Genomic DNA, 26,405 nt, shown 5'->3' with positions numbered 1-26,405 from the left:
CTTCAATAGTAATAAAAAGTAATGATTTATAATGTAATAAATATAACTGATATGAATTTTAATTCTCATTCAGTGATTTTTGATTCAATTTAACTACGGCATTTTTTGATTGAAATAGGCTTGTAGTAATTATTGTTTTAATTAATTGGCTAATTTTCAATTGGTTAAATGAATCTCCTTACCCAGAGATACAGAGAGTTATTATTTTCTGATTATCCACCACCGTTTTTATTTTATTTGATATATGATCCAGTAAGATTTTTATTTACGGGGTAATTATGAAAGTACTAAAAGGGCTTGCACAATACTACGTCGACCTGATGATGAAGCTCGGGCTGGTGCGATTTTCACTATTGTTAGCCTCTGCATTAGTGGTACTAGCCATTATTGTACAGATGGCAGTGACTATTTTATTGCAAGGACAAGTACAGAGTATTGATTTAGTCCGCTCGATCTTTTTTGGGCTGATTATTACGCCTTGGGCGGTTTATTTTCTCTCAGTGGTCGTGGAGCAATTAGAAGAATCGCGCCAACGTCTTTCGCGGATGGTGGATAAACTGGAAGTGATGCGAACCCGAGATGCCGATTTAAATACTCAACTGAAAGAGAATATTAGTCAGCTTAATCAAGAAATTGCCGAGCGAGAAAAGGCTGAGCAAGCCCATTTAGAGTTACTTAAAAAGCTTAAAAAAGAGATGGCACGACGAGAAGAAACTCAAATCGAATTAGAACAACAATCGGTTTTATTACGCTCCTTCTTAGATGCCTCTCCCGATTTAGTCTATTACCGTAATGAAGATAATGAGTTCTCAGGATGCAATCGAGCTACGGAATTATTAACGGGTAAGAGTGAAAAACAGTTAGTCGGCTTAACGCCTAAAGATATTTATGATCCTGAAATTGCCGCTAAAGTTATTGAAACTGATGAAAAAGTATTCCGTCATAACGTCTCTTTGACCTATGAACAGTGGCTGGTTTATCCCGATGGGCGTAAAGCCTGTTTTGAATTACGTAAAGTCCCTTTTTACGATCGTATCGGTAAACGCCACGGCCTTATGGGCTTTGGTCGTGATATAACTGAACGTAAGCGCTATCAAGAGGCATTAGAGAATGCAAGCAGGGATAAGACCACTTTTATCTCTACTATAAGCCACGAGCTTCGTACGCCGCTTAATGGCATTGTTGGATTAAGTCGGATTTTGCTCGATACGGAGTTGACCGCCGAGCAAATGAATTATCTCAAAACTATACATGTCAGCGCGATTACGTTAGGTAATATTTTTAATGATGTGATCGAGATGAATAAAATTGAGCGGCGGAAAGTACAATTAGATAACCAGCCGATTAATTTAACTGAGTTTATTTCTGATCTTGAAAATCTATCTGGACTGCTAGCTCAACCTAAAGGGCTTAAATTTACCTTAGAAATAGACGAAGAATTACCCGTAACAATTCTTTCTGATGGCACTCGATTACGTCAAATATTATGGAATTTGATAGGCAATGCCGTCAAATTTACTCAGAAAGGGGAAGTTAAGCTACGGATCTGGCGTGAAGCTGATGACAAATTGCTGTTTCAGGTACAAGACAGCGGTATCGGTATCCCGAAAGATGAACTCGATAAAATTTTTGCTATGTATTATCAGGTTACGGACAGTGCAGGTGGACGGCCAGCAACCGGGACAGGGATCGGTTTATCAGTATCGCGCCGTTTAGCACAAAATATGGGTGGGGATATTCAGGTTGAAAGTTCGATTGGTAACGGTTCGACATTTACCTTATCAATTATTGCACCGGTCGTTGAAGAGGTTGCCGTGGATGAGCAAGAAGATGGAGATTATCCATTGCCAGCTCTGCATATTTTACTGGTTGAAGATATTGAGTTAAATGTGGTCGTTGCGCGTTCGGTACTAGAAAAATTGGGCAATACTGTTGATGTAGCGATGAACGGTGCCGAGGCTTTAGCCTTGTTCCAGCCGAATGAATATGATTTGGTGCTATTAGATATTCAATTGCCAGATATGACCGGGTTAGATATTGCGCGAAAACTGCACCAGGAATTCCAGAAAGATCAATTGCCGCCCTTAATTGCTTTGACCGCTAATGTACTTAAAGATAAAAAAGAATATTTAGACGCCGGTATGGATGATGTGCTGAGTAAACCGTTGTCTGTTGCTGCCCTTACACAAATTATTGAGCATTATTGGGGGGCGAATGCGGCAATTAATATGCCAACGTCTGTCGATGAAGTCGATATTAATCAATGTGATAAAATTCTTGATACCGAAATGCTGCAGCAATATATCGAGTTAGTTGGACCGCAACTGATCCATGATAGTTTGCAGGTATTTGAAAATATGATGCCCGGCTATTTGGCGATACTGGATTCGAACATGGTGGCAAAAGATCAAAAAGGTATTGTCGATGAAGCACATAAAATCAAAGGTGCTGCCGGCTCGGTTGGATTAAAACATTTACAACAAATTGCCCAACAGATCCAATCCCCTGAATTACCAGCATGGTGGGATAATGTTGATGAATGGGTGGATGAATTAAAACAAGATTGGAAAACGGATATAGAAATCTTGAGAAGCTGGGTTGCAGCTCAAGAAGCCAAAAAATAACCCCAACCTAAGTTGGGGTGCGCGAATATTGCGCCAACACCAGGGAAATCGTCAACTCGCCTTGCTAGCGAGTCATTTGGAATACCGTTAACTTAGAAATTAACATCAACATAGCAAAATTTAGCGTTTTTGTTACAAGATTCATTAAGATCTGTGATGAACGTTGGTGTTTATTCCCCTTAGTAGGTAATGGATAATTTACTACAAATGGAGTGAGATATGAAATCTATTGCAGTTATTTTAACTGGTTGTGGTGTGTTCGATGGTAGTGAGATCCATGAATCAGTATTAACAATATTAGCTTTGAATAAAAATAATGCTAAAGTAACATTTTTTGCACCTGATGAATCGCAATCCACTGTTATTAATCATGTTAATGGGAAAGAAAAAACAGAGATACGCAATCAAATGGAAGAGTCTTCGCGTATATCAAGGGGAGAAATAGCGCCTCTATCCTCTGCTGATGCCAATAAGCTAGATGCACTTATTATTCCCGGTGGTTTCGGCGTGGCTAAAAATTTATGTGATTTTGCAGTCAAAGGTAGTGAATGTGAAATCAATAAGGATTTATTAAGTTTAGTGCAATTAATGCATCAGCAAAAAAAACCATTAGGGTTGATGTGCATTGCTCCAGTTATGTTGCCAAAATTGTTAAATAAATCTGTTCGATTAACTATCGGTAACGATCCTGACATTATTGCTCAGATTGAGAAGATGGGAGGAATGCATATTCAGTGTACAGTTGATAATATCGTAGTAGATGAAAATAACAGAGTTGTTACAACCCCTGCTTATATGCTCGCCCAATCAATTTCAGAGGCAGAAAAAGGGATAACAAAGTTAGTGGAAAAAGTGCTAGAAATGGCTTAATGGCTAAATAATGATATTTGTTTCATTTTTAGGGCACTGGTTAAAGAAAATTACGATCTCTTTACTTCTTCTTTGGGGAGCCTCGGTGATCGTGTTTAAGTATTTTCCAGTGCCATACTCTGGTGTAATGTTAGAAAAGCAAATTAGCGCCGCAATAAACTTTAATTTTTCTTATGTATCTAAATCACGCTGGGTAGATGCAGATCAAATTTCCCCTTATATGTATCTGGCTGTAATTGCGGCTGAAGATCAAAATTTTCCTAATCACTGGGGATTTGATATTGAGGCCATACAACGTGCTTATCAACATAATTTGAATAATAAATCATCGCTTCATGGTGCATCTACGCTTTCACAGCAAACAGTAAAAAATCTATGGTTATGGAATGGTAGAAGCTGGATAAGAAAAGGCATTGAGACACTAATGACACCAGTAATGGAGGTTATGTGGTCAAAAAAAAGAATTCTTACTATTTATCTCAATATAGCAGAGTTTGGTGAGGGTATATTTGGAGTAGAAGAGGCCGCTTTATTTTACTTCAAAAAGCATGCGAATCAATTAACTATGAGTGAATGTGCTTTATTAGCTGCAGTTTTACCTAATCCTATTAAGCTAAGTGCTAAAAACCCATCTAATTATGTGTTAAAAAGGCAAGCATGGATAGTTCATCAGATGCAGCTTTTAGGCAGTAAGAATTTTCTGAAAAAACATAGAATTTATCCATAATGCTAAAAAAAGCCACAGAACAGATTCTGTGGCTGATATTTTGGTTACCAATCAACCGTAATCTTACGGTGGCTGATGATCATAAATTGAAGCGAGTCTGACGCTGTTAATATATTACCTAAATTTATTCGACTAGTTAGACGATATCATTAGTTTTATTAACTATGTCAGTTTTCTTAATTAAGATAGGTAAAGGCGGTTGTCACTTTACGTACGCCATCAGTTTCGCTGGCGATTTTAGCCGCGGCATCACCTTCTTGTTTGGTTAATACGCCCAACAAAAAGACTTCGCCATTTTCAGTGATAACTTTAACGCTGGATGATTTTACCGTATCGCTTGCCAGTATTTTGGATTTTACTTTGGTCGTGATCCACGTGTCTTTGGATGCGGTACCTAAATCAACCGGTTCACCTTGGCGAACTTCGTTATATACCACATTGGTTCCTTCGACGTCTGCCGCTAGCTGTTTGGCTCGATCAGCCCAAGACAAATCAGGGCTTTGTCCGGTTAGTAACACATTACCTTGATAGGCAGTGGTAATAATTCGCGCTTTACCGGTGATATTTTTATCTTGATTTAATGCCGCACTAACACGGGCTTCTAATGTACCGTCGTCAACTTGTTGGCCGACCGTCCGGGGGTCTGTCGCACTTTTAGTCGCGACAGCAGCAGACCCTATGACGGCTGCACCTATACATCCTTGTAGCATTAATCCACCGCATATAACGGCTAATAATGGGAATAATCGCACTGTAGCTCTCCTTAGTCATCCTGATGAGGGAAAAGGGTATTATCGATTAAATCACACAGACAATTAACTGTGAGAAGATGCACTTCTTGGATCCTAACACTGCGCTGTGAAGGAATCCGAATTTCAACGTCTTGAGGTCCTAATAAACCCGCTAATTCGCCACCGTCATAGCCAGTTAAGGCGACGATAGTCATGTCACGGGTAACTGCCGCTTCAACGGCTTTAATTATCTCGTGGCTATCGCCATGGGTAGAAATCGCTAATAGAACATCACCCGCTTGACCGAGAGCTCTGACTTGTTTGGCATAGATCTCTTCAGGTTGCTTACTGCCTGCAATCGCGGTGATCATGACATTGTCTGTTGTAAGCGCTAGAGCTGGTAAGCTCGGGCGCTCTGTTTCAAAACGATGCACCATACTGGTAGCAAAACGCTGCGCGGTTGCTGCAGAAGCCCCGTTACCACAACATAAAATTTTATTGCCATTCAGTAAGGAGTGAACCAGCATTATTGCCGCTCGAGAAATGGCATCTGGTAATGCTTCAGCGGCAGCTATCTGTGTTTGAATGCTTTCTGTAAAACAGACTTTAATTCTATCCAGCACGTTGAATTTTTTCCTGTCAGATTAGTGTGTGAATTCATCATCATTGAATGCGTTCGGTACCCATTCGAATTGTTGCCCTGTTATAGCACAAATATCAAAACGGCAGAGAGCAGTATCAAAACTCTCATTTCTTTGGGCGAGCCATAATTTTGCAGCAGTTAAAATTTTTTTCCGTTTTTTTTGGGTCACGGAAACTAATGCACCACCATACCGGAGATTGCGACGAAAACGTACTTCAACAAATACCCAATAGTGTTTATCTCGCATTAGCAAATCAATTTCACCACCACGGTTACTAATATTTCGTTGCACGAAGCTCATGCCTTGTCGTTGCAAAAAATATTGGGCTTGGCGTTCATAATACTGGCCGACGAGCCAATTTACTGCTTTTAGCGGTTGCATATGACATCCTTGTCAGAATTTTAACCTGATGATTAATTTACCGCTTTTATTTGCCCTTTACTGAACTCTAACCACGGCAGTTCACGATAAATAATACAGTTGTCAGTTACGTCTAATTCCCCAGACGCACCCTTGATTTTAAATTGAGGATTATTTTGTAATTTATTGAAATTATTAGCTAATGACCAAGCATCAACGCCCATTGCATACAAACGAAGTAACGAATAATCCTGGGCTAATTTTTGTTGTGCCTGTTTCATCAAGTTAGCATTTGCACCAGCGAGTAATGGAATTTCACTGAATTCGACCCCTTCCATTTCAAAGCGGAAATCTGCACCGCTACCGGCTTGATTACTGCGAGAGCTGGCATATAAATTAGGACGACTACGGGTACTGATTGCCATCTCTATCATCGGCTTAATCAACACGAGTTCATCACGAGTCGCTACAATATATACGGCATCAATTGTGTCTGATGCCAGATTGCTTGGCGATTCAGTCTCAAGCGCAGGATATCCCTCAGTATTGAGTGGCTGCGTTACTGGTGTATTAGTAGTAACCACCGGTGTACCCGTCATGCGAATACCAATACCTTGGTTAATAGATTCTTTTAATGAAGCTACGGAGCCAAAGGATTGCTTGAGTACGGTTGAGCCATTTTTAGTTTGCCATTCATCAGCAAATGCTTTAGCTACACGCTCTCCAAATGCATTATCAGGCACCAATATCAGTGGGGCGGATTTACCTTGCTCGGCAATGTGTTGTGCCGCATTACGGGCTTCATCTTCTGGCGATAAAGAAAAATAGCATAAATTTGGACGCGGTTGTAATTGGTCAGTATCCAATTCATTTAATGCCAACACACTAATAGGTGACCCTATTTGAGCAATTTTCTGTACATTACTTTTCAATAATGGTCCAACGACTAAATTATAGCCATCTGCTTGCGCTTGTTGTAATAACTGCTCAATCGGTTGGCTAGTGGTATCGTAGACTTTAACACTTTGGCTATTTTGTGGAACAGGATCAATCTGTAAATTAGTTGTTGCCGTGGCTGCTGAGGGATGGGTATCCTCTGGTGCAGTAACTTCGGCATAAATTTGGTCTAAAATATCATCTTGATCACTAGCGTTTTCAGCCGGTGGGGTCGTGGGTAACGTAGCTACGTTATTCGCTGGAGCACTAGGCAAGCCCTTTTGTGCATCTAGAAAACCTTGCATAATCGCTTCTGCAAATACTTTACCTTGGCCACTTAATGGAAGTAATAATGCTATTCGTGGCGTTGACCCTACCGGGGAAAGGATTGCTTGCTGTAATTGTGTCGGTGGTATTTTAGCGGCAGGATTTAACGGATAACGCATTTTCCAGTCATCGTAGCCTGCTTTCAGGCTATCAGCACTCTCTCGATTATTTTGATAAATATCGAGTAAATCCACCCAACCTTGCAAAATATTCTCATCGGCCCCCACACCTTGGATCTGTTCAGGGGACATCTGGGTCAGCATCTGCCATAATCCATCAATATTTTTTTGACGGGCAACTGAGTCTGATAATAGAGGTTCTTGGGCAATATAAGCACGTAAAACATCGATTGATGGCTTATTATTCGATTTATCAATAATAGATTGGTAATGGCTAATCGCATTATCGCCTTGCCCAGAAGTGGCGGAGGTAATAGGCGCTGAGCCTTGTTGCCCAGACAATTGACAACCTGCCAGTATCAGTGTTGATACCATGGCAGAGTAGATTAACCCTTGTTTGAAACGCAATAAAATTGAAGGACGCATACTGTATCCAGTGATGTATTTTCAGTTGCTTAATTTTAAACTGGCTATTCGGATGAAACAATGAATCAACCTAATCAAGCAGTGGTTATGGCATCCACACTGTATATTGTGCCTACTCCCATTGGTAATTTGAGAGATATCACGCAACGTGCGTTGGATGTACTTAAAAATGTTGACCTGATTGCGGCAGAAGACACTCGGCACTCAGGCATATTATTACAGCATTTTGCAATTAATGCGCGCATGTTCGCTTTGCATGATCATAATGAACAACAGAAAGCTGATCAATTAATTAGCAAACTCCAGCAAGGAGACAGTATCGCATTAGTTTCAGATGCAGGTACACCTCTAATTAATGATCCGGGTTATCATCTAGTTACTCGATGTCGTGAAGCTGGCATAACGGTGATCCCGTTACCAGGTCCATGCGCAGCAATTACGGCCTTGTCTGCGGCTGGGCTACCTTCGGATAGATTCTGCTATGAAGGCTTTTTACCTGCCAAAAGCAAAGGCAGAAAAGATGTATTACGCGCATTAGAACAAGAGACAAGAACGCTCATTTTTTATGAATCCACTCATCGCCTATTAGACAGTTTACAAGATATGGTTGAGGTGTGGGGAGAAAATCGTCATGTCGTATTAGCTCGCGAATTGACTAAAACCTGGGAATCGATAGAAGGTCGGCCTGTAGGGGATTTACTCCGTTGGGTTAAAGAAGATGAAAATCGCCATCGAGGTGAGATGGTATTGATTGTTGAAGGCTATAAGAAACCTACAGAAGACGAGGCGATTACTCCTGAGGTCTTACGTACATTGGCATTATTACAAAAAGAACTGCCATTAAAAAAAGCTGCCGCAATTGCTGCTGAGATTTATGGCCTGAAGAAAAATGCGTTGTATAAATTAATGTTGGAACAACAACAGACTGAATAATGAGTCTTTTTTAGTTGTTATATTGAAAACACCTATACAACTGCGGACAAACTTCCTATAATCTGCGGCGGAGTTGGCTAGACAACCGCTGCTTTATCGTTGTCCTTCGGGAGACGGGTAAAGGGGAGGAAAGTCCGGGCTCCATAGGGCAGGGTGCCAGATAACGTCTGGGAGGGTCAAACCTACGACCAGTGCAACAGAGAGCAAACCGCCGATGGCCTGTTTACAGGCACAGGTAAGGGTGAAAGGGTGCGGTAAGAGCGCACCGCGCGACTGGCAACAGTTCGTGGCACGGTAAACTCCACCCGGAGCAAGGCCAAATAGGGGTTCATAAGGTACGGCCCGTACTGAACCCGGGTAGGCTGCTTGAGCCAGTGCGCAAGTGCTGGCCTAGATGAATGGTTGTCCACGACAGAACCCGGCTTATCGGCCGACTCCACAAATTAGGCCCCGAGCTAGTTCTCTAGCTTGGGGCTTTTTTTAGCCATTATTCTGCTAAATCAATAAGTAAACCTTGAAAGTCAGCCTTTGCAGTAAGAGATAAATAGGGCTCATGATGTAAAAATACGCCATCCCCACAATGGAGCTGTTGGCTAAGCGCTGATGTTGAAGTTAAGTTAATTGGTCCTTGAATTGACTGCAAATAACCATGCTTTCCGTTGAGAGATAACGCAAGTTGTTCCCCCGCAGCTAAATGAATATGGTGAATCCAAATATTCTGCCGAATAATTAAACTTCCCTGTTCACCTTGCGGTGAGGCAATTAATGACAATTTTTGCTTATCGAACGTAATTTTTTGGGGAGGATGGTAATCTTTTTGCGGGCAAGCATTTATCCATAGTTGTAAGCGAGTTAATTGATTAGTCCCACAATTATGTTCACTATAATGGATCCCTGGTTGAGGTGAAAAGCGCAAATATTCGCCTTGTTCAGCATACATCTTATGGCCTAAGCTATCGTAATATTCTGCACTGCCTTGCAAAATAATATTCACAATATCGACATTAGGATAGGTTTTGGCTTGAAAAGAGTGCCCGGGAGCCAGTACTTCTTGATTTAGCACCCGAAGCGCTTTAAAACCAAAAAATTCGGGGTCAAAATAATGACCAAAAGAAAATGAATAACGAGCCTTAAGCCACCCGTAGTCAGCAGAACCGCATTGATTAGCTTGTCTAATTTTCATCATGGCCAGAGTTCCTTTAAAGAAATATCCTTTCATAATAATTAGCTGGACGTTTAATTGTTAGCCAGTTAATCTGGTCACGATATTCAAATTTACTGAAAGAGATATTGAATGAATAAAGATCGGGCATTGACGTTGGAAGCATTACGAGTGATGGATGCAATAGATCGTCGTGGTAGCTTTGCTGCTGCCGCTGATGAACTAGGCCGAGTTCCCTCTGCGTTAAGCTACACTATGCAAAAATTAGAAGAAGAGTTGGATGTAGTGTTGTTTGATCGTTCGGGGCATCGTACGAAATTTACCAATGTTGGGCGCATGTTATTAGAGCGTGGGCGTACGTTACTCGAAGCCGCAGAGAAATTAACCGCAGATGCTGAAGCGCTAGCAAAGGGCTGGGAAACTCAGTTGACGATTGTATGTGAAACGTTAATTCCTGCTTCATCATTATTTCCACTAGTAGATAAATTGGCAAAAAAATCAAATACGCAGTTAGCCTTAATGACTGAAGTACTCGCCGGAGCATGGGAGCGTTTAGAAGCTGGTCGAGCAGATATTGTGATTGCTCCTGATTTGCATTTTCGTTCATCATCTGAGATTAATTCAAAAGTTTTATATTCGATTAATCATGTGTATGTCGCCAGCCCAGATCATCCTATACATCAAGAGCCAGAGCCTCTTTCTGAGGTAACACGGGTTAAATATCGAGGTATCGCTGTGGCAGATACCGCACGTGAACGTCCGGTATTGACCGTGCAGCTATTAGATAAACAGCGACGATTGACGGTGAGTACGATAGAAGATAAACGTCGAGCCTTACTAGCTGGTTTAGGCGTTGCAACCATGCCTTATCCAATGGTTGAGCAGGATATTCGAGAAGGGCGTTTGCGGGTAATTAGTGCTGAATATAGCCATGAAACACAAATTATTATGGCGTGGCGTCGTGACAGCATGGGGGAAGCTAAATCTTGGTGTTTACGAGAAATTCCCAAATTATTGGCACAAAAATAAGAAAAAAACACCTCATCAAGAATGTATTCCCGATGAGGTGTAACCGTTGGATGGTTAAAAATGGAGATAATAAAGGTAATAAGGTTTAGTGAATAAAGTGTGTTATCTTTTTTTAGTTAATAAATAATCAAAACTAAATTTACCTGGACCCATGACAGCTAAGAGTAGAAAACCACCGGCAATGGTCATATTTTTCATGAACATTAATGAATTTGGCGCTACTGAGAAATCCGTATGGAATAACAGCGCGGTTAATAAAGTAAATCCGGCAATAAAGATAGCGATTGTACGGGTGAAAAAGCCCAGTAATATAGCGATACCGCCCCCGAGTTCAAGCAAAATAGTTAACGGTAATAAAAATCCAGGTACACCCATTGAGCTCATATAGGCTTGCGTACCGGCATAGGCATCGCCTAATTTTCCGTAGCCTGCAACAATAAATAAAATCGACATTAAAATACGCGCAATTAATATAAGGCTATTGTCTAAATTTTTCATTCCATTCTCCAAAAACTATCTGATTTAATTGGGTCTTAAACCTGTTCTTTATTCACCATGATTTATTTAATTGGTGCTCGATAGGTTCACTAAATTTGATGGAGTTATAGTAATAAGAATGCTTCTTAGTAGATAGCTAAGCTTGTTAACTAAGTTATACAAAAAATTTGAATGCCCAATATTTAAATATAAATAGCTAAAGATTAAGGCTTAGAAATAGTATTTAGAAAGTAACATTTAGAAAAATAGACTTTATTATAAGTAGGTTGAGGCAGATAGCTTAGGCTAGAAATGAAAAAACCAGAAAATAGACAATTTCTGGTTTAAATATATTAGAATAATATTGAGATTATGAACGGTGAGTACTCATGCTATTACGTACTGTACGGACTATCCCCCATGCCCCCAACGCACGCTTGCCCCATGATAATAATTTTTTAGGGCGGCGTAGTGAGTAAAGAGATAATAAGCTAGCGCCAGCAATCAAGATAGGACGGAATGAAATCAGTGTTTGCCACGTACGATCATAAGGCTCAGTTATTTTCAGCCAATGCTGTGTGGTATCAGACAGAGAAGTGCGCTGTTGCTCTATTTGTTGCAACAGTTGCTGTTTCTTTTCAGCCAATATTTTCTGTTTATTCGCCATCAGATTGCTGAGTATCTCCGGTTAATGCTTGATGATCGCGTTTTAATTGCTCTCTCGTCGCACCTAACAAAGTAGATTGGCGTGATTTTTTTAACGTCCAAATAGCCCCAATAATAGCTAAAAGTATTAATATACCCGTAGTAATAGCAAGCGCTTGATAACGATAAACGGGATCAACAGACCAAAAAATGAGGCCCAATAAACACATTAATCCAAAAGCCGTGAATAACAACGTAATCCCTGCCATAAGAATTAGCTGGATAAGCGTTGCTTTTTCTTCTTCTAACTCAACGGCAACCAGTTGGATACGGGTTTCCACCATATTAACGGCGATAGTTACCATTCTTTGTAATGTGTCCAGGACCCCTTTTGCAGGGCCCTGTGGGCGTTCATGTTGTTCCATAATTAACGTTTAGCCAGAAGCACACCCAGAACGACACCGACAGCTGCGCCGATACCAATGCCTGTCCATGGATTTTCACGAACATAATTATCTGCTCGACCAGCCGCTTCTTTGGTTTGGGCAGTGATTTTCTCTCCGGCATAACTGAGTTTATTGCGAGAAGAAGCTAGAGCTTGCTGAGCTTTACTTTTTAGCCCTTCAATTTCTTCTTTAGATTTATTTCCGCTATCGTTTAGGATGGCTTCTAATGAATCTGCCAGTGATTTTAGTTCTGTGCGTAACTCTTCAGATGAATTATTCGTTGACATAACAATAAACTCCTTTAAGCAGAAAAAGTAATATGACGTTAATAACCATAGACTGTTTTAACTCAAGATTAAAGTCAAATAGTATTAAAGATAGGTAAAAATTTTTATGCTCAGGTAAATAGTGTGTTTTTATTTAATAAAATAATACTAAATATCGTGATGTTATGATCTGTTGGTAAAGATTAAAAATAATAATTTATTGTGATTAAAATGATGAAATTCTTATCGCCAGAATAGATGAATAGGAAAATAGCCATAAAATAAGCTACTACTCAAATTATTTTTAGTCGAACTAGGCGTAATATAAAGCAATTAAATAAAAAAAGCGGAAAATGGATTTCCGCTGGATTAGATGATTTTTTGGTTAGCTAGCTTTTTTACCAGACATTTTTTTCTTAAATACTACAATAATGCTTCCTAGTAGACCAATAATTAGCAGCCCAACAGGGATTAACATTAAAACATTCATTATATGGTGTTCATATTTTAAGAAAATAGGGCTTTTACCAAAGCCATAGCCAATAGCGGTTAAAATAAAGACCCATAAAAAACCACTTAACCAATTAAACAATTGAAAGCGACTATTATTTAATCCGGCTAAACCAGCAATTGTCGGAAGCAACGTTCGGACAAATGCGAGAAAACGGCCAATTAATAATGCCGCAAGCCCGTGACGGTGAAATAAACCATGAGCACGCTGATGATAATGTTCCGGTAAATGGGAAAGCCATCCTTTGACTATTCTAGTATTTCCTAGCCATTTACCTTGTACATACCCAAGCCAACAACCTAAGCTTGCACCGGCAGTTAATATCACAATAGTTAATGGATAATTCATTGTTCCTTTGGCGATTAATACTCCAACTAGGATAAGTAAACTATCTCCAGGTAAGAAAGCAGCAGGTAATACGCCATTTTCTAAAAAAAGGATCGCAAATAACATAAAGTATATTGCCCAAACCAATGAAGGATTAGACAGGGTGACATAATCTTGCTGCCATAAGGCTAAAAAAAGTTCTTTTACTAATTCCATCAATAATTCCTAAGCGCCAAACTCTCACAACAAGGCGTTGTGGATGTCGGGAGAAAATGGATGAACATCTACGCTACAGCTATAATAACGGTGTTAAGCCAAAAACGTATCACATAGTATAAAGCATGCACACTGTAACAAAACAAAAAATAACTAAACAGTAAATTCTATAGTTACGGTTAGCTTTTATTTAAATTTTGCAGAGAGTTAACATTTTTATCTTGGTGTGATTATCTATAAAAAATAGTTTTTTTAGTCTATTTATTTTTTCTCTTGATATAAACATCGGATTATATAAAACAGTATCGGCTAAAATTTATCGATCTGGCTATGCGTTTATCATATTGCTTTTTATATCGATTTGTCGTATTTTGCGGGTCATAGCAAAGGGGAGTAACTTCCTTGTCGGTTTATCGTCATTACGGTGCCATATGCACCCGGTAGCCGAGCATCACAAATTTTAGGCCCTTAGGTTAATTTGTGTTGTAAGTGAGACCTTGCCAGAAGGCGAGGTTTGCTCACTGTTTACAACCAAATATTGATTTGAGGTTAAAACATTAAGCGGCTGACGTCTTCTGAGATGTCAGCCGTTTTTTTGTTTATGAGGAGTAATAACATAATGAATTCTGTAGGAAATCCTGTTTTGTGGGGCAGTTTTGCGGCGATTATCGTGGTGATGTTGCTGGTGGATTTATTATGGCAGGGTAAGCATAAAGATCAGCCTATGTCGGTAAAACAAGCCGCCAGTTGGAGCTTGGTGTGGATAGCATTATCGATGTTATTTGCATTAGGTCTGTGGTGGTATTTTCGTGAAACGGTCGATATACAATTTGCAAATAGCCAAACAATGGCATTTTTGACCGGTTATTTATTGGAAAAAGCGTTAGCAATAGATAACGTTTTTGTCTGGCTTATGCTGTTTGGATATTTCTCAATTCCGGCAAATTTACAGCGCCGCGTATTAGTGTACGGTGTATTAGGTGCAATCGTTTTACGCACCATCATGATATTTGCAGGCAGTTGGTTAGTGTCTCAATTTAGCTGGATCCTATATATTTTTGGGCTATTTTTATTGTTCACTGGCGCTAAGATGGCCTTTTCCAAAGAAGATGATTCTCCGGTGGGAGAAAAAGGCTTTGTGAAATGGATCCGTTCACATTTACGTATGACCGATGAACTGCATGGCGAACGATTCTTTATTAAACAGAATGGAATACTGTTTGCTACTCCATTGATTATGGTGCTGATATTGGTTGAGATCAGCGATATTATTTTTGCTGTAGACAGTATTCCTGCAATATTCGCTGTGACGACCGATCCTTTTATTGTGCTTACTTCTAACTTATTTGCCATTTTAGGCTTAAGAGCCATGTATTTCTTATTAGCTGGTGTGGCAGAGAAATTCAGTTTATTAAAATATGGTTTAGCGGTTATCCTTATTTTTATCGGGATAAAAATGTTACTGCTGGATATTTACCATATTCCAATGGCTATCTCATTAGGCACAATTGGTGGTATTTTGTTAGTCACGATGATAATTAATGTAATTATAAATAAACGCAATGAAGCTAAATAATCACTAAATTAATATCTGATTGATTAAAGAACGCTGTCCGTGTGTTTGGTTAAACTAATACACGGACAGATCAATCGATAAATTGAGGTATTACAGCTTATACGCCAAATCCATCCCCTGCTTAATGGCGCGTCTTGCATCTAATTCAGTGGCAATATCTGCCCCACCAATCAAAGAAACACAGATTCCTCGCTGCTCTAATAATTTATATAGCGGGCAGTAAGGTTCTTGCCCTGCACAGAGGATTACATTATCGACCTCGAGGCAGTCTGTTTGACCATTGCGGCGGATGTGCAAACCTTGATCATCTATTTTGAGATATTCGACAGCATTTAACATTTCAATGCCGCGCCTATGTAAAGTTAAGCGATGTATCCAACCGGTTGTTTTAGCTAGATTAGCACCATTTTTACTTGGTTTTCTTTGTAATAAATACAATTTACGCGCTTGCGGTAAAGGATATTCGGGGAGGGAAATAAGTCCGCCCGGTGTATTTAAACTGGTATCGATATTCCATTGTTTAGTGAATGAGTTAATATCTGAATCACCTTTAGTTTGATGGCTAAGAAATTCCGCTACATCAAAACCAATGCCACCAGAACCAATAATTGCTGCCCTCTGGCCGATGTGGTGATGATATTTTAATACGTCGATATAATTCACTACTTTAGGATGATTAATTCCGCTCAATTGTATTTTACGTGGCTGTACACCCGTAGCTAATACCACTTCGTCAAAGCCAAGTAAGTCATCTACTTCTGCACGATGATTGCAGAATATCTTGATATTTTGTAATTCGAGTTGGCGGCGGAAAAAACGTAATGTTTCATAAAACTCTTCTTTACCTGGAATTTTTTTGGCTAAATTAAAGAGCCCTCCAATATCCATATCTTGTTCAAATAAAGTGACTTTATGGCCCCGTTTTGCACTATTTATTGCGCAGGATAATCCGGCTGGTCCGGCTCCAACGACCGCAATATTTTTTATTTTAGTGGTTGCTTTCAATAAGTAATCAGATTCATGACAGGCGCGAGGATTGACTAAACAAGAGGCTATTTCTCCCGCAAAAATTTGATCTAAGCATGCCTGATTACAACCAATACAAGTATTAATTTCATCGGCTCTATCTTGTTGTGCTTTGGTAATAAATTGTTCATCAGCGAGAAATGGACGAGCCATCGACACCATATCGGCATGCTGTTCGGCTAACAATGTATTGGCAACATAAGGGTCATTAATCCGATTAGTTGTAATTAGTGGAATAGATACTTTGCCCATTAATTTCTGAGTAACCCAGCTGAAGCCTGCTCTGGGGACTTGGGTTGCAATCGTCGGGACTCTGGCCTCATGCCAGCCAATCCCGGTATTAATCATGCTGGCACCTGCGAGTTCTATTTCTTGTGCAAGCTGAACTATTTGTTGCCAATCGGAGCCTTCATCGACTAAGTCAAGCATAGATAAGCGGTAGATAATAATGAAGTTATTTCCAGTTTTTTGGCGAATAGCTCGCAGAATTTCTAGCGGGAACGCTATTCGATGAGCGAAACTGCCGCCCCATTTATCCTCGCGTTTATTGGTGCGTTGAGCGATAAATTGATTAATTAAATAGCCTTCAGAACCCATAATTTCGATGCCATCATAGCCGGCACGTTGAGATAATTGCGCTGTATGAGCAAAATCATCAATAATTTGCAGTATCTCGTGATGAGTGAGTGGGTGAGGAGTGAATGGATTGATATCGGCTTTAATTGCACTTGGTGCAACTAATTGAGGGTGAAAACTGTATCTACCAGCATGCAATATTTGCAGGGCAATTTTCCCTCCCGCTTGATGAACCGCGTCGGTCACAATTTGGTGTTGCGCGATTTGTGATCCCTGAGTAAAGCTGGCTCCATTAGGAGTTAATGTACCGGCTGGATTAGGCGCAATTCCTCCGGTAATAATTAAGCTCACGCCATTTTCTGCGCGTTCACGATAAAACTGAGCTAAACGATGCGCCCCTTCTGGATGTTCCTCTAATCCAGTGTGCATTGATCCCATCAGGATCCTATTTTTTAATACGGTATGGCCTAGATCCAGTGGTTGGAATAAATGTGAAAATTTGCTCATAGAATTGCCCCACAGAATTATTTTTATACAGAGGTCGGATGAGTTTGATTTAATTTAGCCTAAATAAATTATGAATGTTGGTTATTGTTAATTTTTTGTGATTTTTATCATGACTTAGAATCGATATATTTTCTTGGTAGATTTAAAACAATCATAATTTCGCCTCGAAATAACACAAAATAACTTGATATGTTATTAATCTATTTCTTTTATTGTCATGAATAGTTATTAATAGGATTGTAAATTAGGGCTACAGATAAAAGAGGAGTTAATGATGAGTACGATGACAACGCCTGTAGTTCTGGAAGAAAATAGCGGATTACTTATACCGATTAGCCATCAGTACGATATTATTTTGAGTGAGATTATTCGGAGGGGAAAGCTAAAACAATTTTGGTACACCTCGGTATCTGCGCCTGAAAATATAGTTACCGAAATTGATCGCTGAATTAATTTGCAAGCGGCAGGCAAAATGTTGTCTTTTATTGTGATACATAAAAATAACCAACAAGTTGTTGGGTTAACTGCCTGTAACACGATTGAGAACTAAGCCCATCGGCTAGAAATTGGTACGATATAGTATAGATTAGAAGTACAGCAAACTCATATTAATACTGAGGCTAACTGTTTGTTATTAAAATACGCTTTTGAACAACTTGATTGTGTTGCAGTTGAATTTCGTACACGTATTCTTAATTTACAAAGTAGAAAGCTATTGAACGCCTAGGGGCGAAACTGGACGGTATTTTACGTAGCCACAGTGATACCAAAACGGGAGAATGACGAGATAGTTGTGTTTACAGTATCATTGCTAGTGAATGGTCGGTGATAAAACGTCATCTCGAATGGCCGTTAACTAAACCGCGCTAATTATTAGCGAGCAATTGGGTGATGAAAAACAGTAAAAGACCGGCTAAAGATTAAAGTTGATGGTTTGAATCATCCATATATTTAATGTGTTATCAACATAGTAGACATTATTTTTTTAGATTGGATAGAAAATCAGCATACAGTTTCTAAAGACTAGACCTAAAGGAAAACTGCACGTATAATCCTCCCCCATCAGGCCCCTTAGCTCAGTTGGTTAGAGCACTCGACTCATAATCGATTGGTCGCTGGTTCAAGTCCAGCAGGGGCCACCAAATTTATCAAGGAGTTACGTTAATAGCGTGACTCCTTTTTTTATTTAAATTTTTCATCGCTCTATCCTATTCCATTATCTATCCCTCGATAAGTAAAGAGCTAATCTGATTTATCAGGGCGACGTAAAACTCCGTGCTTTAATGAACAGTCTAGCTATATGGGGCCAGTTCACTTCAGGGTGGGAGGATGTCAAAAATAACTGCATTACAAGATAATCATTAAAAACAGCAGTATTTAGTTATCATTCTTTGATGGTTTTTATGGTTAGTTATTTACAATAAATTTTAATCTTTCTAAGATATTAGTGTTCTCTATATTTATCTATTCGATTTTAGTTTATCCGCGAGCTCATCAAATTGAGTGGCTGCATTATACCGTCATGCCTATCCTTATTTATATTTTATCAGTTAGTTATTTGTTGGTGGTTATTGTTTGATCTTCTTCACAGATTACTGTTTTTCTTATTGGGAAATCATGCTCCGTAAAATAATATAATTTGGAGTTTTATTTCAAAAAAGAGAATATAAAATGACGCTAATTGAAAAGATGACCAAGGATATTCAACAAAAAGGTGGATTGATAGTGTCTTGCCAGCCGGTTGATAATAGTCCAATGGATAAACCCGAAATTATTGCTGCAATGGCTCAAGCTGCGGTAAATGCAGGTGCTATCGCGGTACGAATTGAAGGTATAGATAATTTAAAAGCCACCCGTCCCCTGATAGATATTCCCATTATCGGTATTATTAAGCGTGATTTATCTGATAGTCCAGTGAGGATCACTCCGTGGTTAAGTGATGTTGATGCCTTAGCGGCAGAGGGTGCAGATATCATTGCTTTTGATGGCACTGATCGCGTACGTCCTATTTCTGTCGAGGCATTGCTTACTCAGATTCATCGTTTAGGTAAATTAGCGATGGCAGATTGTTCCACCTTCGATGAAGGAATGTATTGCCAAAAATTAGGGACGGAATTTATTGGTTCAACTATGTCCGGTTATACCGGTGGTGAAATACCAAATTTACCTGATTTTCAGCTGGTTACAGAGTTGGCAGCCCAAGGATGTCGAGTGATTGCTGAAGGGCGTTATAACACGCCCATAATGGCTGTAAAAGGCATGCAAGCAGGTGCTTGGGCCGTCACTGTTGGTTCTGCGTTAACTCGCCTTGAACATGTCTGTGAGTGGTTTACTCAGGCTTTAAAGTCGCAGCGGGAGTTAGATAAATAAATACATTAACCATTGATATTGGAGGAACAAAAATTTTGGCTGCGCTAATTAGCCGCGATAATCAATTAACACAACATACTCAAATCACAATACCAGCAAGCGTATCACCGACACAACTTTATGAAGTATTGGTTGTGATCACCACGCCATTACAAGCCGATGCAAGCAGTATAACCAGAGCATCAATCGGGTATTGCGGCTGAACAGGGAGCAAACACGCTAAAAAAAGCTGTAATTAAGATCGATGTAACCACATTAGCTGATTAATTTGTTATTTATTGTAATCAAGCGCTTTATTTTTTGATATCTCCGTTGGTTTTATAATGGTGGCATTAGAAATAAAGTGTTTAGTTATTATTATATTACTATAACAGCAAGCTTTTTTTAACTGATTGGAATTGGTACTCTTATCGGCAGAATTCTTTTCCCATTTATCTTCTGCAACCAAGGATAATTTCCATGACGGAACAGGCAACGACTCGACTCAAGCCGGGTAAAATACTCGATACGTTGGGAGCGATGAAAAATAGCTTATCACCAGTATCACAGCGTATTGCAGACTATATCCTGTTCCATCCTTCAGAAATCACTCAACTTTCTATTGCGCAACTCTCTCAAGCCACCAAAGCGGGTGAAGCAACGGTCGTGAGGTTTTGTCGCACTTTGGGGTATAAAGGTTTTCAAGATTTTAAAATGGATTTAGCCATTGAAATGGCAATGTCAGATAATGAAGCATCGCCGCTCCTCGATGCTGAAGTGAGCCATCAAGATGACATCCATACTATTGGCCTAAAATTACAAGCAACCATTAATAACGTGTTATCAGAAACGCTAAATTTGCTGGATATGCAGCAGGTAAAAGGCGCGGTAAATGCTCTATTATCAGCTAATTATGTTTTCATTTGTGGCGTGGGATCCTCGGGGATTACCGCCGAAGATCTCAAAAATAAGCTGATGCGTATTGGTCATCGAGTTGATGCTGTTACTAATAATCATTTTATGTATATGCAAGCCTCGTTATTAAAACCGGGAGATGTAGCGATCGGTATTAGTCATTCAGGTAACTCTCCTGAAACGGTACATGCCTTAAAACTGGCTAAAGAGGCGGGGGCGAGTACTATCGCACTTACCCATAATCTAGGATCACAAATTATGGAATATGCGGATTACCATCTGATTAATGGTAATCGTCAGGGCAAATTACAAGGTGACTCGATTGGTACTAAAACGGCTCAACTATTTGTGTTAGATCTGATTTATACGTTGCTGGTTCAAACTCAGCCAGAGAGCGTTAAAGAGCAAAAACTACGTACATTGAATGCATTAAAAAGTAGCAATTCGGCATAGAGCTATTTCTTCCTTATTTAATTTTTAGTCAAAATTGACGAAAGATCACACTTTTATTTTTTTCTCCTTATTACACTCAATTGGTTATTGCGTACTTAGGTATTGCTCTTTAATTTAGAGCTAAACTCCATAAATAAAAAATTAAGAAAATTGACCTCTAAAGGGGGCTGTAATTAATAAACTATCTGGATTGATTGCTGCTCCTCATATCCCTTTTGCGGCTGATGGTAGCGTTAATTATCCTGTCATTGATCAGATAGCAAAATATTTGATTATAAGTGGTGTTAAGGGGACTTATGTATTAGGAATAACAGGCGAAGGTATTCATTGTTGTGTTGAATAACGTAAGAAAGTTGTTGAACGTTGGGTGCCGGCAAGCCAGAGAATGTGGATGATTTAGTAGAATATTGTTGTTTAGCGGCTGCGAGTGCACCTTGTCAAGGTTTTTACAAGCGGCGGGCAAGGCCATTCCTAATTTATCTGGTATGAAGTTTAACTCCCCTGATATGTATGAATTCCAGTGTTGTTTACGTGTGGATAGCGGTAAATACGATAGTCCATTTGGCATTGATGTGTTTATGCCTGCAGGATTAGCTTGTGGGGCATTAAGTGCAAGGCAGCACTTATAATTGGTTGAATACGGTGGCGTTGCCGCCGGTAAAGTGCCATACAATGACATGGAATTGATGTTGGTGATCCTCGCCGCCCATTGCGTCCAATGACAGCAGAACAAAAAGCGGATGCATTAGCCAAGTTTAAAGCAGCTAATTTCCTGTAATTATATATATTCAGTGTGAATGGATGGCTAAGCGCTTCCCCTGTGAGTGAGAGCCTGTTCGCATTGAGTACTGCTAAATCAGTCGTGAATGAAGCCACGTTTAATTAAGTGGCTTTTTTTATCGGCTATTTGTTATAAAATAAGCTGTAAAATATGCTCTAAAAATAATTCACTTATTTGTTGGTGACAAAGCAAAAGTTGCTCGAAAAATTAATTAAGCGATAATTAAATAGAGGATGACTTTAGGATTTAGTTGCTGAATTTAAGTTAAAAAAATACCCGCATAGGCGGGTATTCTTGTGGCTAAGAATATTAGCGTAAATTATTCATCCAAGAAACTGCGCAGAACTTCTGAGCGGCTTGGGTGACGTAATTTACGTAATGCTTTAGCTTCAATCTGACGGATACGTTCACGGGTAACATCAAACTGTTTACCGACTTCTTCTAACGTATGGTCAGTGTTCATATCAATACCAAAACGCATACGAAGAACTTTCGCTTCACGCGCTGTAAGACCCGCCAAGACATCGTGGGTTGCAGAGCGCAGGCTCTCTGAGGTCGCCGAATCTAATGGCAGCTCCAGAGTGGTATCTTCGATAAAATCACCTAAATGCGAATCTTCATCATCACCAATTGGTGTTTCCATGGAGATAGGCTCTTTGGCAATTTTAAGTACTTTACGGATTTTATCTTCAGGCATCAGCATACGCTCTGCCAGTTCTTCAGGCGAGGGTTCACGGCCCATTTCCTGTAGCATCTGACGAGAAATACGATTCAGCTTGTTGATAGTTTCAATCATATGTACTGGAATACGAATGGTACGAGCCTGATCGGCGATTGAGCGAGTAATGGCCTGACGGATCCACCAAGTTGCATAAGTTGAGAACTTATAACCACGGCGGTATTCGAATTTATCAACCGCTTTCATCAGACCGATGTTACCTTCCTGAATTAAATCAAGGAACTGTAAACCACGGTTGGTGTATTTTTTTGCGATAGAAATAACCAGACGTAAGTTGGCTTCAACCATCTCTTTTTTCGCACGGCGGGCTTTCGCTTCACCGATTGACATGCGACGGTTAATATCTTTAACTTGCTCAATGGTCAGACCCGTTTCTTCTTCAATCTGACGTAATCTTTGCAGGCTACGATGCACTTCTTCTTCAACTTCAACCAGTTTTTCAGACCATGGTTTGTTCATTGCTTTAGCAGCAGTTAACCAAGTGTCGTTGGTTTCATTACTGGTAAACAAGGTAATGAAGTTTTTCTTTGGCATCTTGCATTGTTCAACACACAGTTTCATGATGGTACGTTCTTGCAAACGAACGCGATCCATCATTTCACGCATATTGTTAACGAGATAATCAAACTGTTTTGGTACTAAACGGAACTGTTTGAAAACTTCAGATAATTCTTCAATCGCTGCAACAGTTGCAGGATTACTCCGACCATGCTGCTTGATATGTTGACGCGTTTTTTCATACTGCTCTTGCAGTTCCATGAATTTCTGACGAGCCAGCTCTGGGTCGATGCTGTTATCATCATCTGCATCGCTATCATCTGATTCTTCGTCTTCATCTTCATCTTCGTCAGCATCTAATTCTTTTTGAGGAAGCTCGGACCCGACATGAGTAGCCGTTGGCGCGATTTCTTCTTCAGCATTAGGATCGACAAAGCCTGTAATCAGGTCGGAAAGGCGTGATTCTCCTGCCTCAACACGTGCGTATTGTTCTAGCAGATAGGTGATCGCTTCAGGGTATTCAGCAACTGAACATTGAACCTGATTGATGCCATCTTCAATGCGTTTTGCAATGTCGATTTCACCTTCGCGAGTCAGCAATTCAACTGTGCCCATTTCACGCATATACATACGTACTGGGTCAGTTGTTCGGCCTATTTCACTTTCAACACTCGACAGTACTTGTGCTGCAGCTTCGGCAGCATCGTCATCTGTATCGGAAGTCGTTTCAGCCAGCATCAGATCATCAGCATCAGGTGCTTCTTCCATAACCTGGATGCCCATGTCATTAATCATCTGGATGATGTCTTCGATTTGATCCGAATCGACGATATCTTCCGGCAGATGGTCATTGACCTCAGCATAGGTCAGATAGCCTTGCTCTTTACCTTTAGTAACGAGTAGCTTTAGCTGTGACTGCGGGTTTTGCTCCATAAGACGGTATCCACACTTCTGAGTATTTAGATTGGTGTCGGTCGGCGAACAAATCAGCCAACAATAACATTTAAGGGGATTTGTTAATTTTTATGCTACGCCCCTTCATTTCTCGTAGCAGATTACAGGCATTCGCCTTAGGTAAAGCGGCACTTAAGCCGTGTTGTTTTTTTACTGAATACTTTAGGTCTTCACTCTTGCTTGAGTGATCAGACGGACTTCTTCGCGCTCTTCTGGGGTTAGCCCAGCGGTTCGCTCTTTTGCAATTAAAAAGTCAAAACGTTCATCAAGAGCACTAATGAATAGATGACTTAAGGCATCTATAAATGTTTTTTCTGCTATTTCCTCTATCTCTATATCGTTCCATGTAGCCAGCTTTTCAAGTTGTCGGACAAATTTATTATCACGATACAGCTCAAGTAGTTGACCAGTATTCATTCCAGGATTAGAACGACATACATCGACTAGCTCTAAAAATAGAGGAAGTCCCGGTAGCTGTGAGTGGCTAATGCCATCCAACGGCGGAACTAAATCCGAAAAATTCGGATTTTGCACTAACAAAGCGATTAAAATTCGCATTGTGGTTGGTTTTAATTTGGGTGCCTGATAATTCTTTTTTTCACTAGTCTCTCTATCAATCATAGCAAGAACCTGTGAAATATCAGGGATACCGATAAAATTACCTAATTCTTGTGCCAAATATAGTCGCAGAGTTTCCCCAGGTATTTGTTTAATCAGGGGAATTGCAAGCTTATTGAATTTGGCTTTTCCTTCCTGTGTACTTAAATCGACCTGCGTTAGTAAAGTATCAAATAAGAATGTTGATAGCTGATGGGCTTCGCTCATTCTTTTTTCGAAATTAGCTTTGCCTTCTTTTCTGATTAATGAATCAGGATCCTCTCCATCAGGCAAAAACATAAATTTTAACTGGCGGCCGTCGTTCAGGTAGGGGAGTGCGGTTTCTAATGCCCGCCATGCGGCTTCGCGACCAGCACGGTCACCGTCATAACAACAAATAACAGTTTCAGTCGAACGATATAAAAGCTGAATATGCTCGGAAGTCGTTGATGTTCCTAATGATGCTACAGCATAATCAACACCAAACTGAGCTAAAGCAACCACATCCATATAGCCTTCAACGACCAATAATTTTGCAGGCTCATGGTTATTTTGAGTCGCTTCATACAAACCGAATAATTGTCGACCTTTATGAAAAATATCGGTTTCTGGTGAGTTAAGATACTTCGGTACACCATCACCTAACACTCGACCACCAAAAGCAATAACCCGTCCACGTCTATCGCGGATAGGAAACATCACGCGTTCTCTAAAACGATCGTATGTACGGCCCTTATCGTTGGTGACCAGCATCCCGGCTTCATCAAGCTGTTTTTTGGCTTCATGATTTGGGGCAAATCGTTTGAGCAGATTATCCCAACCAGGAGGCGCAAAGCCAATGGAGAAGCGTTTAATAATTTCATCACTGAGTCCGCGTTGGGTTAAATACTCTTTAGCCACTTTTGCCGAAGAATTATTTAACGCACCACAGTAAAAGTGGTTAATTTTTTCCATTAACTGATAAAGATTTTGTCGCTGATGCCGTTCTATCTGACTAGAACCCGTACCGGACTCATAAGGAACTTCTAGTCCATGCAGGGTGGCTAACTCTTCGATAGTTTCGACAAAATCTAACTTGTCGTAGTTCATCAAAAAGTCGATGGCATTGCCATTGGCTCCGCAACCAAAACAATAATAAAATTGTTTTTCACCATTAGCGGTGAATGATGGCGTTTTTTCGTTATGAAACGGACAACACGCGTGATAATTTTTACCTTGTTTTTTTAACGGCACACGGGCATCGATCAAGTCGATAATATCGGTTCTCGCTAATAAATCATTGATAAATGAACGCGGAATTCGTCCAGCCATAAGCCTTATATTCGCCTGTTGTTGAACGATAAGTTGAACGATAACAAGCCGCGCTTTCCTACGGAAAGCACGGCCTTTAACTGCTACTGCTATCTGTGTTGATTGCGGTCGTAACCGCAGTCAATTAATACAGACGAGTACGACGTGCGTTTTCGCGAGCCAGTTTCTTAGCGTGACGCTTAACAGCAGATGCTTTAGCGCGTTTACGTTCAGTCGTTGGCTTTTCATAACATTCGCGACGACGAACTTCAGCTAAGATACCTGCTTTTTCGCAGGAACGTTTGAAACGACGTAATGCAACGTCGAATGGCTCGTTTTCACGTACTTTAATTACCGGCATGTGCCTC

Annotated in this window: 25 protein-coding genes, 1 tRNA gene, 1 other RNA gene and 1 pseudogene; 13 read left to right on the top strand and 15 right to left on the bottom strand. The window is 40.0% G+C overall.

The window, feature by feature from the left end:
* Window positions 1-278 precede the first annotated feature (278 nt).
* The 3 genes from arcB to mtgA all read left to right on the top strand — a co-directional run bounded on the left by arcB (window position 279) and on the right by mtgA (window position 4,221).
* Entirely contained in the window at window positions 279-2,624 is a 2,346-nt protein-coding gene (gene arcB / locus M992_RS00760; RefSeq protein ID WP_053906963.1) for an aerobic respiration two-component sensor histidine kinase ArcB, read from the top strand.
* A 219-nt stretch (window positions 2,625-2,843) separates the two neighbouring features.
* Window positions 2,844-3,494, top strand: a complete 651-nt coding sequence (gene elbB / locus M992_RS00755) for an isoprenoid biosynthesis glyoxalase ElbB (RefSeq protein ID WP_053906962.1) — start codon at window positions 2,844-2,846, stop codon at window positions 3,492-3,494.
* Window positions 3,495-3,504: 10 nt separating this feature from the next.
* A complete protein-coding gene (mtgA, locus tag M992_RS00750) occupies window positions 3,505-4,221 on the top strand; it encodes a monofunctional biosynthetic peptidoglycan transglycosylase (RefSeq protein ID WP_053906961.1) in 717 nt (238 codons plus the stop codon).
* A gap of 176 nt (window positions 4,222-4,397) precedes the next feature.
* Here mtgA and dolP read toward each other — a convergent pair whose 3' ends face one another.
* The 4 genes from dolP to M992_RS00730 are packed head-to-tail and all read right to left on the bottom strand — an operon-like array spanning window position 4,398 to window position 7,764.
* Window positions 4,398-4,973: a division/outer membrane stress-associated lipid-binding lipoprotein gene (dolP, locus tag M992_RS00745; protein WP_053906960.1), complete on the bottom strand. Its 576-nt coding sequence runs from the start codon at window positions 4,971-4,973 to the stop codon at window positions 4,398-4,400.
* An 11-nt stretch (window positions 4,974-4,984) separates the two neighbouring features.
* Window positions 4,985-5,575, bottom strand: coding sequence for a DnaA initiator-associating protein DiaA (diaA, locus tag M992_RS00740; RefSeq protein ID WP_053906959.1), 591 nt, complete (start codon window positions 5,573-5,575; stop codon window positions 4,985-4,987).
* 21 nt (window positions 5,576-5,596) lie between these two features.
* A complete protein-coding gene (locus tag M992_RS00735) occupies window positions 5,597-5,977 on the bottom strand; it encodes a YraN family protein (protein ID WP_053906958.1) in 381 nt (126 codons plus the stop codon).
* A 32-nt stretch (window positions 5,978-6,009) separates the two neighbouring features.
* A complete protein-coding gene (locus tag M992_RS00730; RefSeq protein ID WP_053906957.1) occupies window positions 6,010-7,764 on the bottom strand; it encodes a penicillin-binding protein activator in 1,755 nt (584 codons plus the stop codon).
* 60 nt (window positions 7,765-7,824) lie between these two features.
* Here M992_RS00730 and rsmI point away from each other — a divergent pair, with 60 nt between their 5' ends.
* A complete protein-coding gene (rsmI, locus tag M992_RS00725; protein WP_053906956.1) occupies window positions 7,825-8,697 on the top strand; it encodes a 16S rRNA (cytidine(1402)-2'-O)-methyltransferase in 873 nt (290 codons plus the stop codon).
* 69 nt (window positions 8,698-8,766) lie between these two features.
* An RNA gene (rnpB, locus tag M992_RS00980) (RNase P RNA component class A) lies at window positions 8,767-9,139 on the top strand.
* A gap of 45 nt (window positions 9,140-9,184) precedes the next feature.
* On the opposite strand, the gene M992_RS00720 is transcribed toward rnpB, so the two are convergent.
* A complete protein-coding gene (locus tag M992_RS00720) occupies window positions 9,185-9,883 on the bottom strand; it encodes a pirin family protein (RefSeq protein ID WP_053906955.1) in 699 nt (232 codons plus the stop codon).
* A 108-nt stretch (window positions 9,884-9,991) separates the two neighbouring features.
* Here M992_RS00720 and M992_RS00715 point away from each other — a divergent pair, with 108 nt between their 5' ends.
* Entirely contained in the window at window positions 9,992-10,888 is an 897-nt protein-coding gene (locus M992_RS00715; protein ID WP_053906954.1) for a LysR family transcriptional regulator, read from the top strand.
* A gap of 102 nt (window positions 10,889-10,990) precedes the next feature.
* Here the strand turns inward: M992_RS00715 and M992_RS00710 are convergent, their stop codons facing one another.
* The 5 genes from M992_RS00710 to M992_RS00690 form a co-directional block, all read right to left on the bottom strand.
* Window positions 10,991-11,386, bottom strand: coding sequence for a DoxX family protein (locus M992_RS00710; protein ID WP_053906953.1), 396 nt, complete (start codon window positions 11,384-11,386; stop codon window positions 10,991-10,993).
* A 349-nt stretch (window positions 11,387-11,735) separates the two neighbouring features.
* Window positions 11,736-12,032 carry a YqjK-like family protein gene (locus tag M992_RS00705; protein ID WP_053906952.1) on the bottom strand — a complete coding sequence of 99 codons (297 nt, stop codon included), beginning with the start codon at window positions 12,030-12,032 and terminating at the stop codon, window positions 11,736-11,738.
* Window positions 12,022-12,435, bottom strand: coding sequence for a phage holin family protein (locus M992_RS00700; RefSeq protein WP_053906951.1), 414 nt, complete (start codon window positions 12,433-12,435; stop codon window positions 12,022-12,024). Before M992_RS00700 ends, M992_RS00705 begins: the two co-directional genes overlap by 11 nt.
* Window positions 12,436-12,437: 2 nt before the next feature.
* Entirely contained in the window at window positions 12,438-12,743 is a 306-nt protein-coding gene (locus M992_RS00695) for an ElaB/YgaM/YqjD family protein (RefSeq protein ID WP_047255194.1), read from the bottom strand.
* 364 nt (window positions 12,744-13,107) lie between these two features.
* A complete protein-coding gene (locus M992_RS00690; RefSeq protein ID WP_053906950.1) occupies window positions 13,108-13,776 on the bottom strand; it encodes a DedA family protein in 669 nt (222 codons plus the stop codon).
* 619 nt (window positions 13,777-14,395) lie between these two features.
* Here M992_RS00690 and M992_RS00685 point away from each other — a divergent pair.
* A complete protein-coding gene (locus M992_RS00685) occupies window positions 14,396-15,352 on the top strand; it encodes a TerC family protein (RefSeq protein WP_053906949.1) in 957 nt (318 codons plus the stop codon).
* A gap of 90 nt (window positions 15,353-15,442) precedes the next feature.
* Here M992_RS00685 and M992_RS00680 read toward each other — a convergent pair whose 3' ends face one another.
* Window positions 15,443-17,461, bottom strand: coding sequence for an NADPH-dependent 2,4-dienoyl-CoA reductase (locus M992_RS00680; protein WP_053906948.1), 2,019 nt, complete (start codon window positions 17,459-17,461; stop codon window positions 15,443-15,445).
* Window positions 17,462-17,732: 271 nt separating this feature from the next.
* Here M992_RS00680 and M992_RS15370 point away from each other — a divergent pair, with 271 nt between their 5' ends.
* From M992_RS15370 to M992_RS14595, 4 genes are all read left to right on the top strand, one after another.
* A complete protein-coding gene (locus M992_RS15370; RefSeq protein WP_248842474.1) occupies window positions 17,733-17,909 on the top strand; it encodes a hypothetical protein in 177 nt (58 codons plus the stop codon).
* Window positions 17,910-18,526: 617 nt separating this feature from the next.
* Window positions 18,527-18,603 (top strand) — tRNA-Ile (locus tag M992_RS00670).
* A 529-nt stretch (window positions 18,604-19,132) separates the two neighbouring features.
* Window positions 19,133-19,831 (top strand): N-acetylmannosamine-6-phosphate 2-epimerase, encoded by a 699-nt coding sequence (locus tag M992_RS00665; protein ID WP_053906947.1) that lies wholly within the window; start codon window positions 19,133-19,135, stop codon window positions 19,829-19,831.
* Complete coding sequence (locus M992_RS14595) at window positions 19,828-20,034, top strand: ROK family protein (protein WP_315970568.1); 207 nt, start codon at window positions 19,828-19,830, stop codon at window positions 20,032-20,034. Before M992_RS00665 ends, M992_RS14595 begins: the two co-directional genes overlap by 4 nt.
* A 68-nt stretch (window positions 20,035-20,102) precedes the next feature.
* Here the strand turns inward: M992_RS14595 and M992_RS15030 are convergent, their stop codons facing one another.
* Window positions 20,103-20,279, bottom strand: coding sequence for a hypothetical protein (locus tag M992_RS15030; RefSeq protein WP_156317254.1), 177 nt, complete (start codon window positions 20,277-20,279; stop codon window positions 20,103-20,105).
* Between the two features lie 11 nt (window positions 20,280-20,290).
* Between M992_RS15030 and M992_RS00660 the strand changes: the two genes are divergently transcribed.
* Window positions 20,291-21,178 carry a MurR/RpiR family transcriptional regulator gene (locus tag M992_RS00660; RefSeq protein ID WP_053906946.1) on the top strand — a complete coding sequence of 296 codons (888 nt, stop codon included), beginning with the start codon at window positions 20,291-20,293 and terminating at the stop codon, window positions 21,176-21,178.
* Window positions 21,179-21,350: 172 nt separating this feature from the next.
* A pseudogene (locus tag M992_RS14590) lies at window positions 21,351-21,956 on the top strand (dihydrodipicolinate synthase family protein).
* Window positions 21,957-22,278: 322 nt separating this feature from the next.
* Here M992_RS14590 and rpoD read toward each other — a convergent pair.
* The 3 genes from rpoD to rpsU form a co-directional block, all read right to left on the bottom strand.
* Window positions 22,279-24,183, bottom strand: coding sequence for an RNA polymerase sigma factor RpoD (gene rpoD, locus M992_RS00655; RefSeq protein ID WP_255314139.1), 1,905 nt, complete (start codon window positions 24,181-24,183; stop codon window positions 22,279-22,281).
* Between the two features lie 129 nt (window positions 24,184-24,312).
* The gene (gene dnaG / locus M992_RS00650) at window positions 24,313-26,058 is read right to left on the bottom strand and encodes a DNA primase (RefSeq protein ID WP_053906945.1); all 1,746 of its coding nucleotides are present in this window, start codon (window positions 26,056-26,058) and stop codon (window positions 24,313-24,315) included.
* Between the two features lie 124 nt (window positions 26,059-26,182).
* The gene (gene rpsU, locus M992_RS00645; protein WP_047255182.1) at window positions 26,183-26,398 is read right to left on the bottom strand and encodes a 30S ribosomal protein S21; all 216 of its coding nucleotides are present in this window, start codon (window positions 26,396-26,398) and stop codon (window positions 26,183-26,185) included.
* Between the last annotated feature and the right edge of the window lie 7 nt (window positions 26,399-26,405).

This window comes from Moellerella wisconsensis ATCC 35017, assembly GCF_001294465.1.
GTDB lineage: Bacteria > Pseudomonadota > Gammaproteobacteria > Enterobacterales > Enterobacteriaceae > Moellerella > Moellerella wisconsensis.
This window is presented reverse-complemented; position numbering and strand designations above follow the sequence as displayed.

What these genes read in the sequence shown, in the direction of transcription:
- M992_RS15370 (WP_248842474.1), top strand. Translation starts at nt 17,733, where the DNA reads ATGATGAGTACGATGACAACGCCTGTAGTTCTGGAAGAAAATAGCGGA.
- M992_RS00690 (WP_053906950.1), bottom strand. Translation starts at nt 13,776, where the DNA reads ATGGAATTAGTAAAAGAACTTTTTTTAGCCTTATGGCAGCAAGATTAT.
- elbB (WP_053906962.1), top strand. Translation starts at nt 2,844, where the DNA reads ATGAAATCTATTGCAGTTATTTTAACTGGTTGTGGTGTGTTCGATGGT.
- rpsU (WP_047255182.1), bottom strand. Translation starts at nt 26,398, where the DNA reads ATGCCGGTAATTAAAGTACGTGAAAACGAGCCATTCGACGTTGCATTA.
- M992_RS00735 (WP_053906958.1), bottom strand. Translation starts at nt 5,977, where the DNA reads ATGCAACCGCTAAAAGCAGTAAATTGGCTCGTCGGCCAGTATTATGAA.
- M992_RS00685 (WP_053906949.1), top strand. Translation starts at nt 14,396, where the DNA reads ATGAATTCTGTAGGAAATCCTGTTTTGTGGGGCAGTTTTGCGGCGATT.
- M992_RS00700 (WP_053906951.1), bottom strand. Translation starts at nt 12,435, where the DNA reads ATGGAACAACATGAACGCCCACAGGGCCCTGCAAAAGGGGTCCTGGAC.
- M992_RS00710 (WP_053906953.1), bottom strand. Translation starts at nt 11,386, where the DNA reads ATGAAAAATTTAGACAATAGCCTTATATTAATTGCGCGTATTTTAATG.
- mtgA (WP_053906961.1), top strand. Translation starts at nt 3,505, where the DNA reads ATGATATTTGTTTCATTTTTAGGGCACTGGTTAAAGAAAATTACGATC.
- M992_RS00660 (WP_053906946.1), top strand. Translation starts at nt 20,291, where the DNA reads ATGACGGAACAGGCAACGACTCGACTCAAGCCGGGTAAAATACTCGAT.
- M992_RS00705 (WP_053906952.1), bottom strand. Translation starts at nt 12,032, where the DNA reads ATGGCGAATAAACAGAAAATATTGGCTGAAAAGAAACAGCAACTGTTG.
- rsmI (WP_053906956.1), top strand. Translation starts at nt 7,825, where the DNA reads ATGAATCAACCTAATCAAGCAGTGGTTATGGCATCCACACTGTATATT.
- dnaG (WP_053906945.1), bottom strand. Translation starts at nt 26,058, where the DNA reads ATGGCTGGACGAATTCCGCGTTCATTTATCAATGATTTATTAGCGAGA.
- M992_RS00680 (WP_053906948.1), bottom strand. Translation starts at nt 17,461, where the DNA reads ATGAGCAAATTTTCACATTTATTCCAACCACTGGATCTAGGCCATACC.
- M992_RS00720 (WP_053906955.1), bottom strand. Translation starts at nt 9,883, where the DNA reads ATGATGAAAATTAGACAAGCTAATCAATGCGGTTCTGCTGACTACGGG.
- M992_RS00665 (WP_053906947.1), top strand. Translation starts at nt 19,133, where the DNA reads ATGACGCTAATTGAAAAGATGACCAAGGATATTCAACAAAAAGGTGGA.
- M992_RS00715 (WP_053906954.1), top strand. Translation starts at nt 9,992, where the DNA reads ATGAATAAAGATCGGGCATTGACGTTGGAAGCATTACGAGTGATGGAT.
- M992_RS00730 (WP_053906957.1), bottom strand. Translation starts at nt 7,764, where the DNA reads ATGCGTCCTTCAATTTTATTGCGTTTCAAACAAGGGTTAATCTACTCT.
- M992_RS00695 (WP_047255194.1), bottom strand. Translation starts at nt 12,743, where the DNA reads ATGTCAACGAATAATTCATCTGAAGAGTTACGCACAGAACTAAAATCA.
- arcB (WP_053906963.1), top strand. Translation starts at nt 279, where the DNA reads ATGAAAGTACTAAAAGGGCTTGCACAATACTACGTCGACCTGATGATG.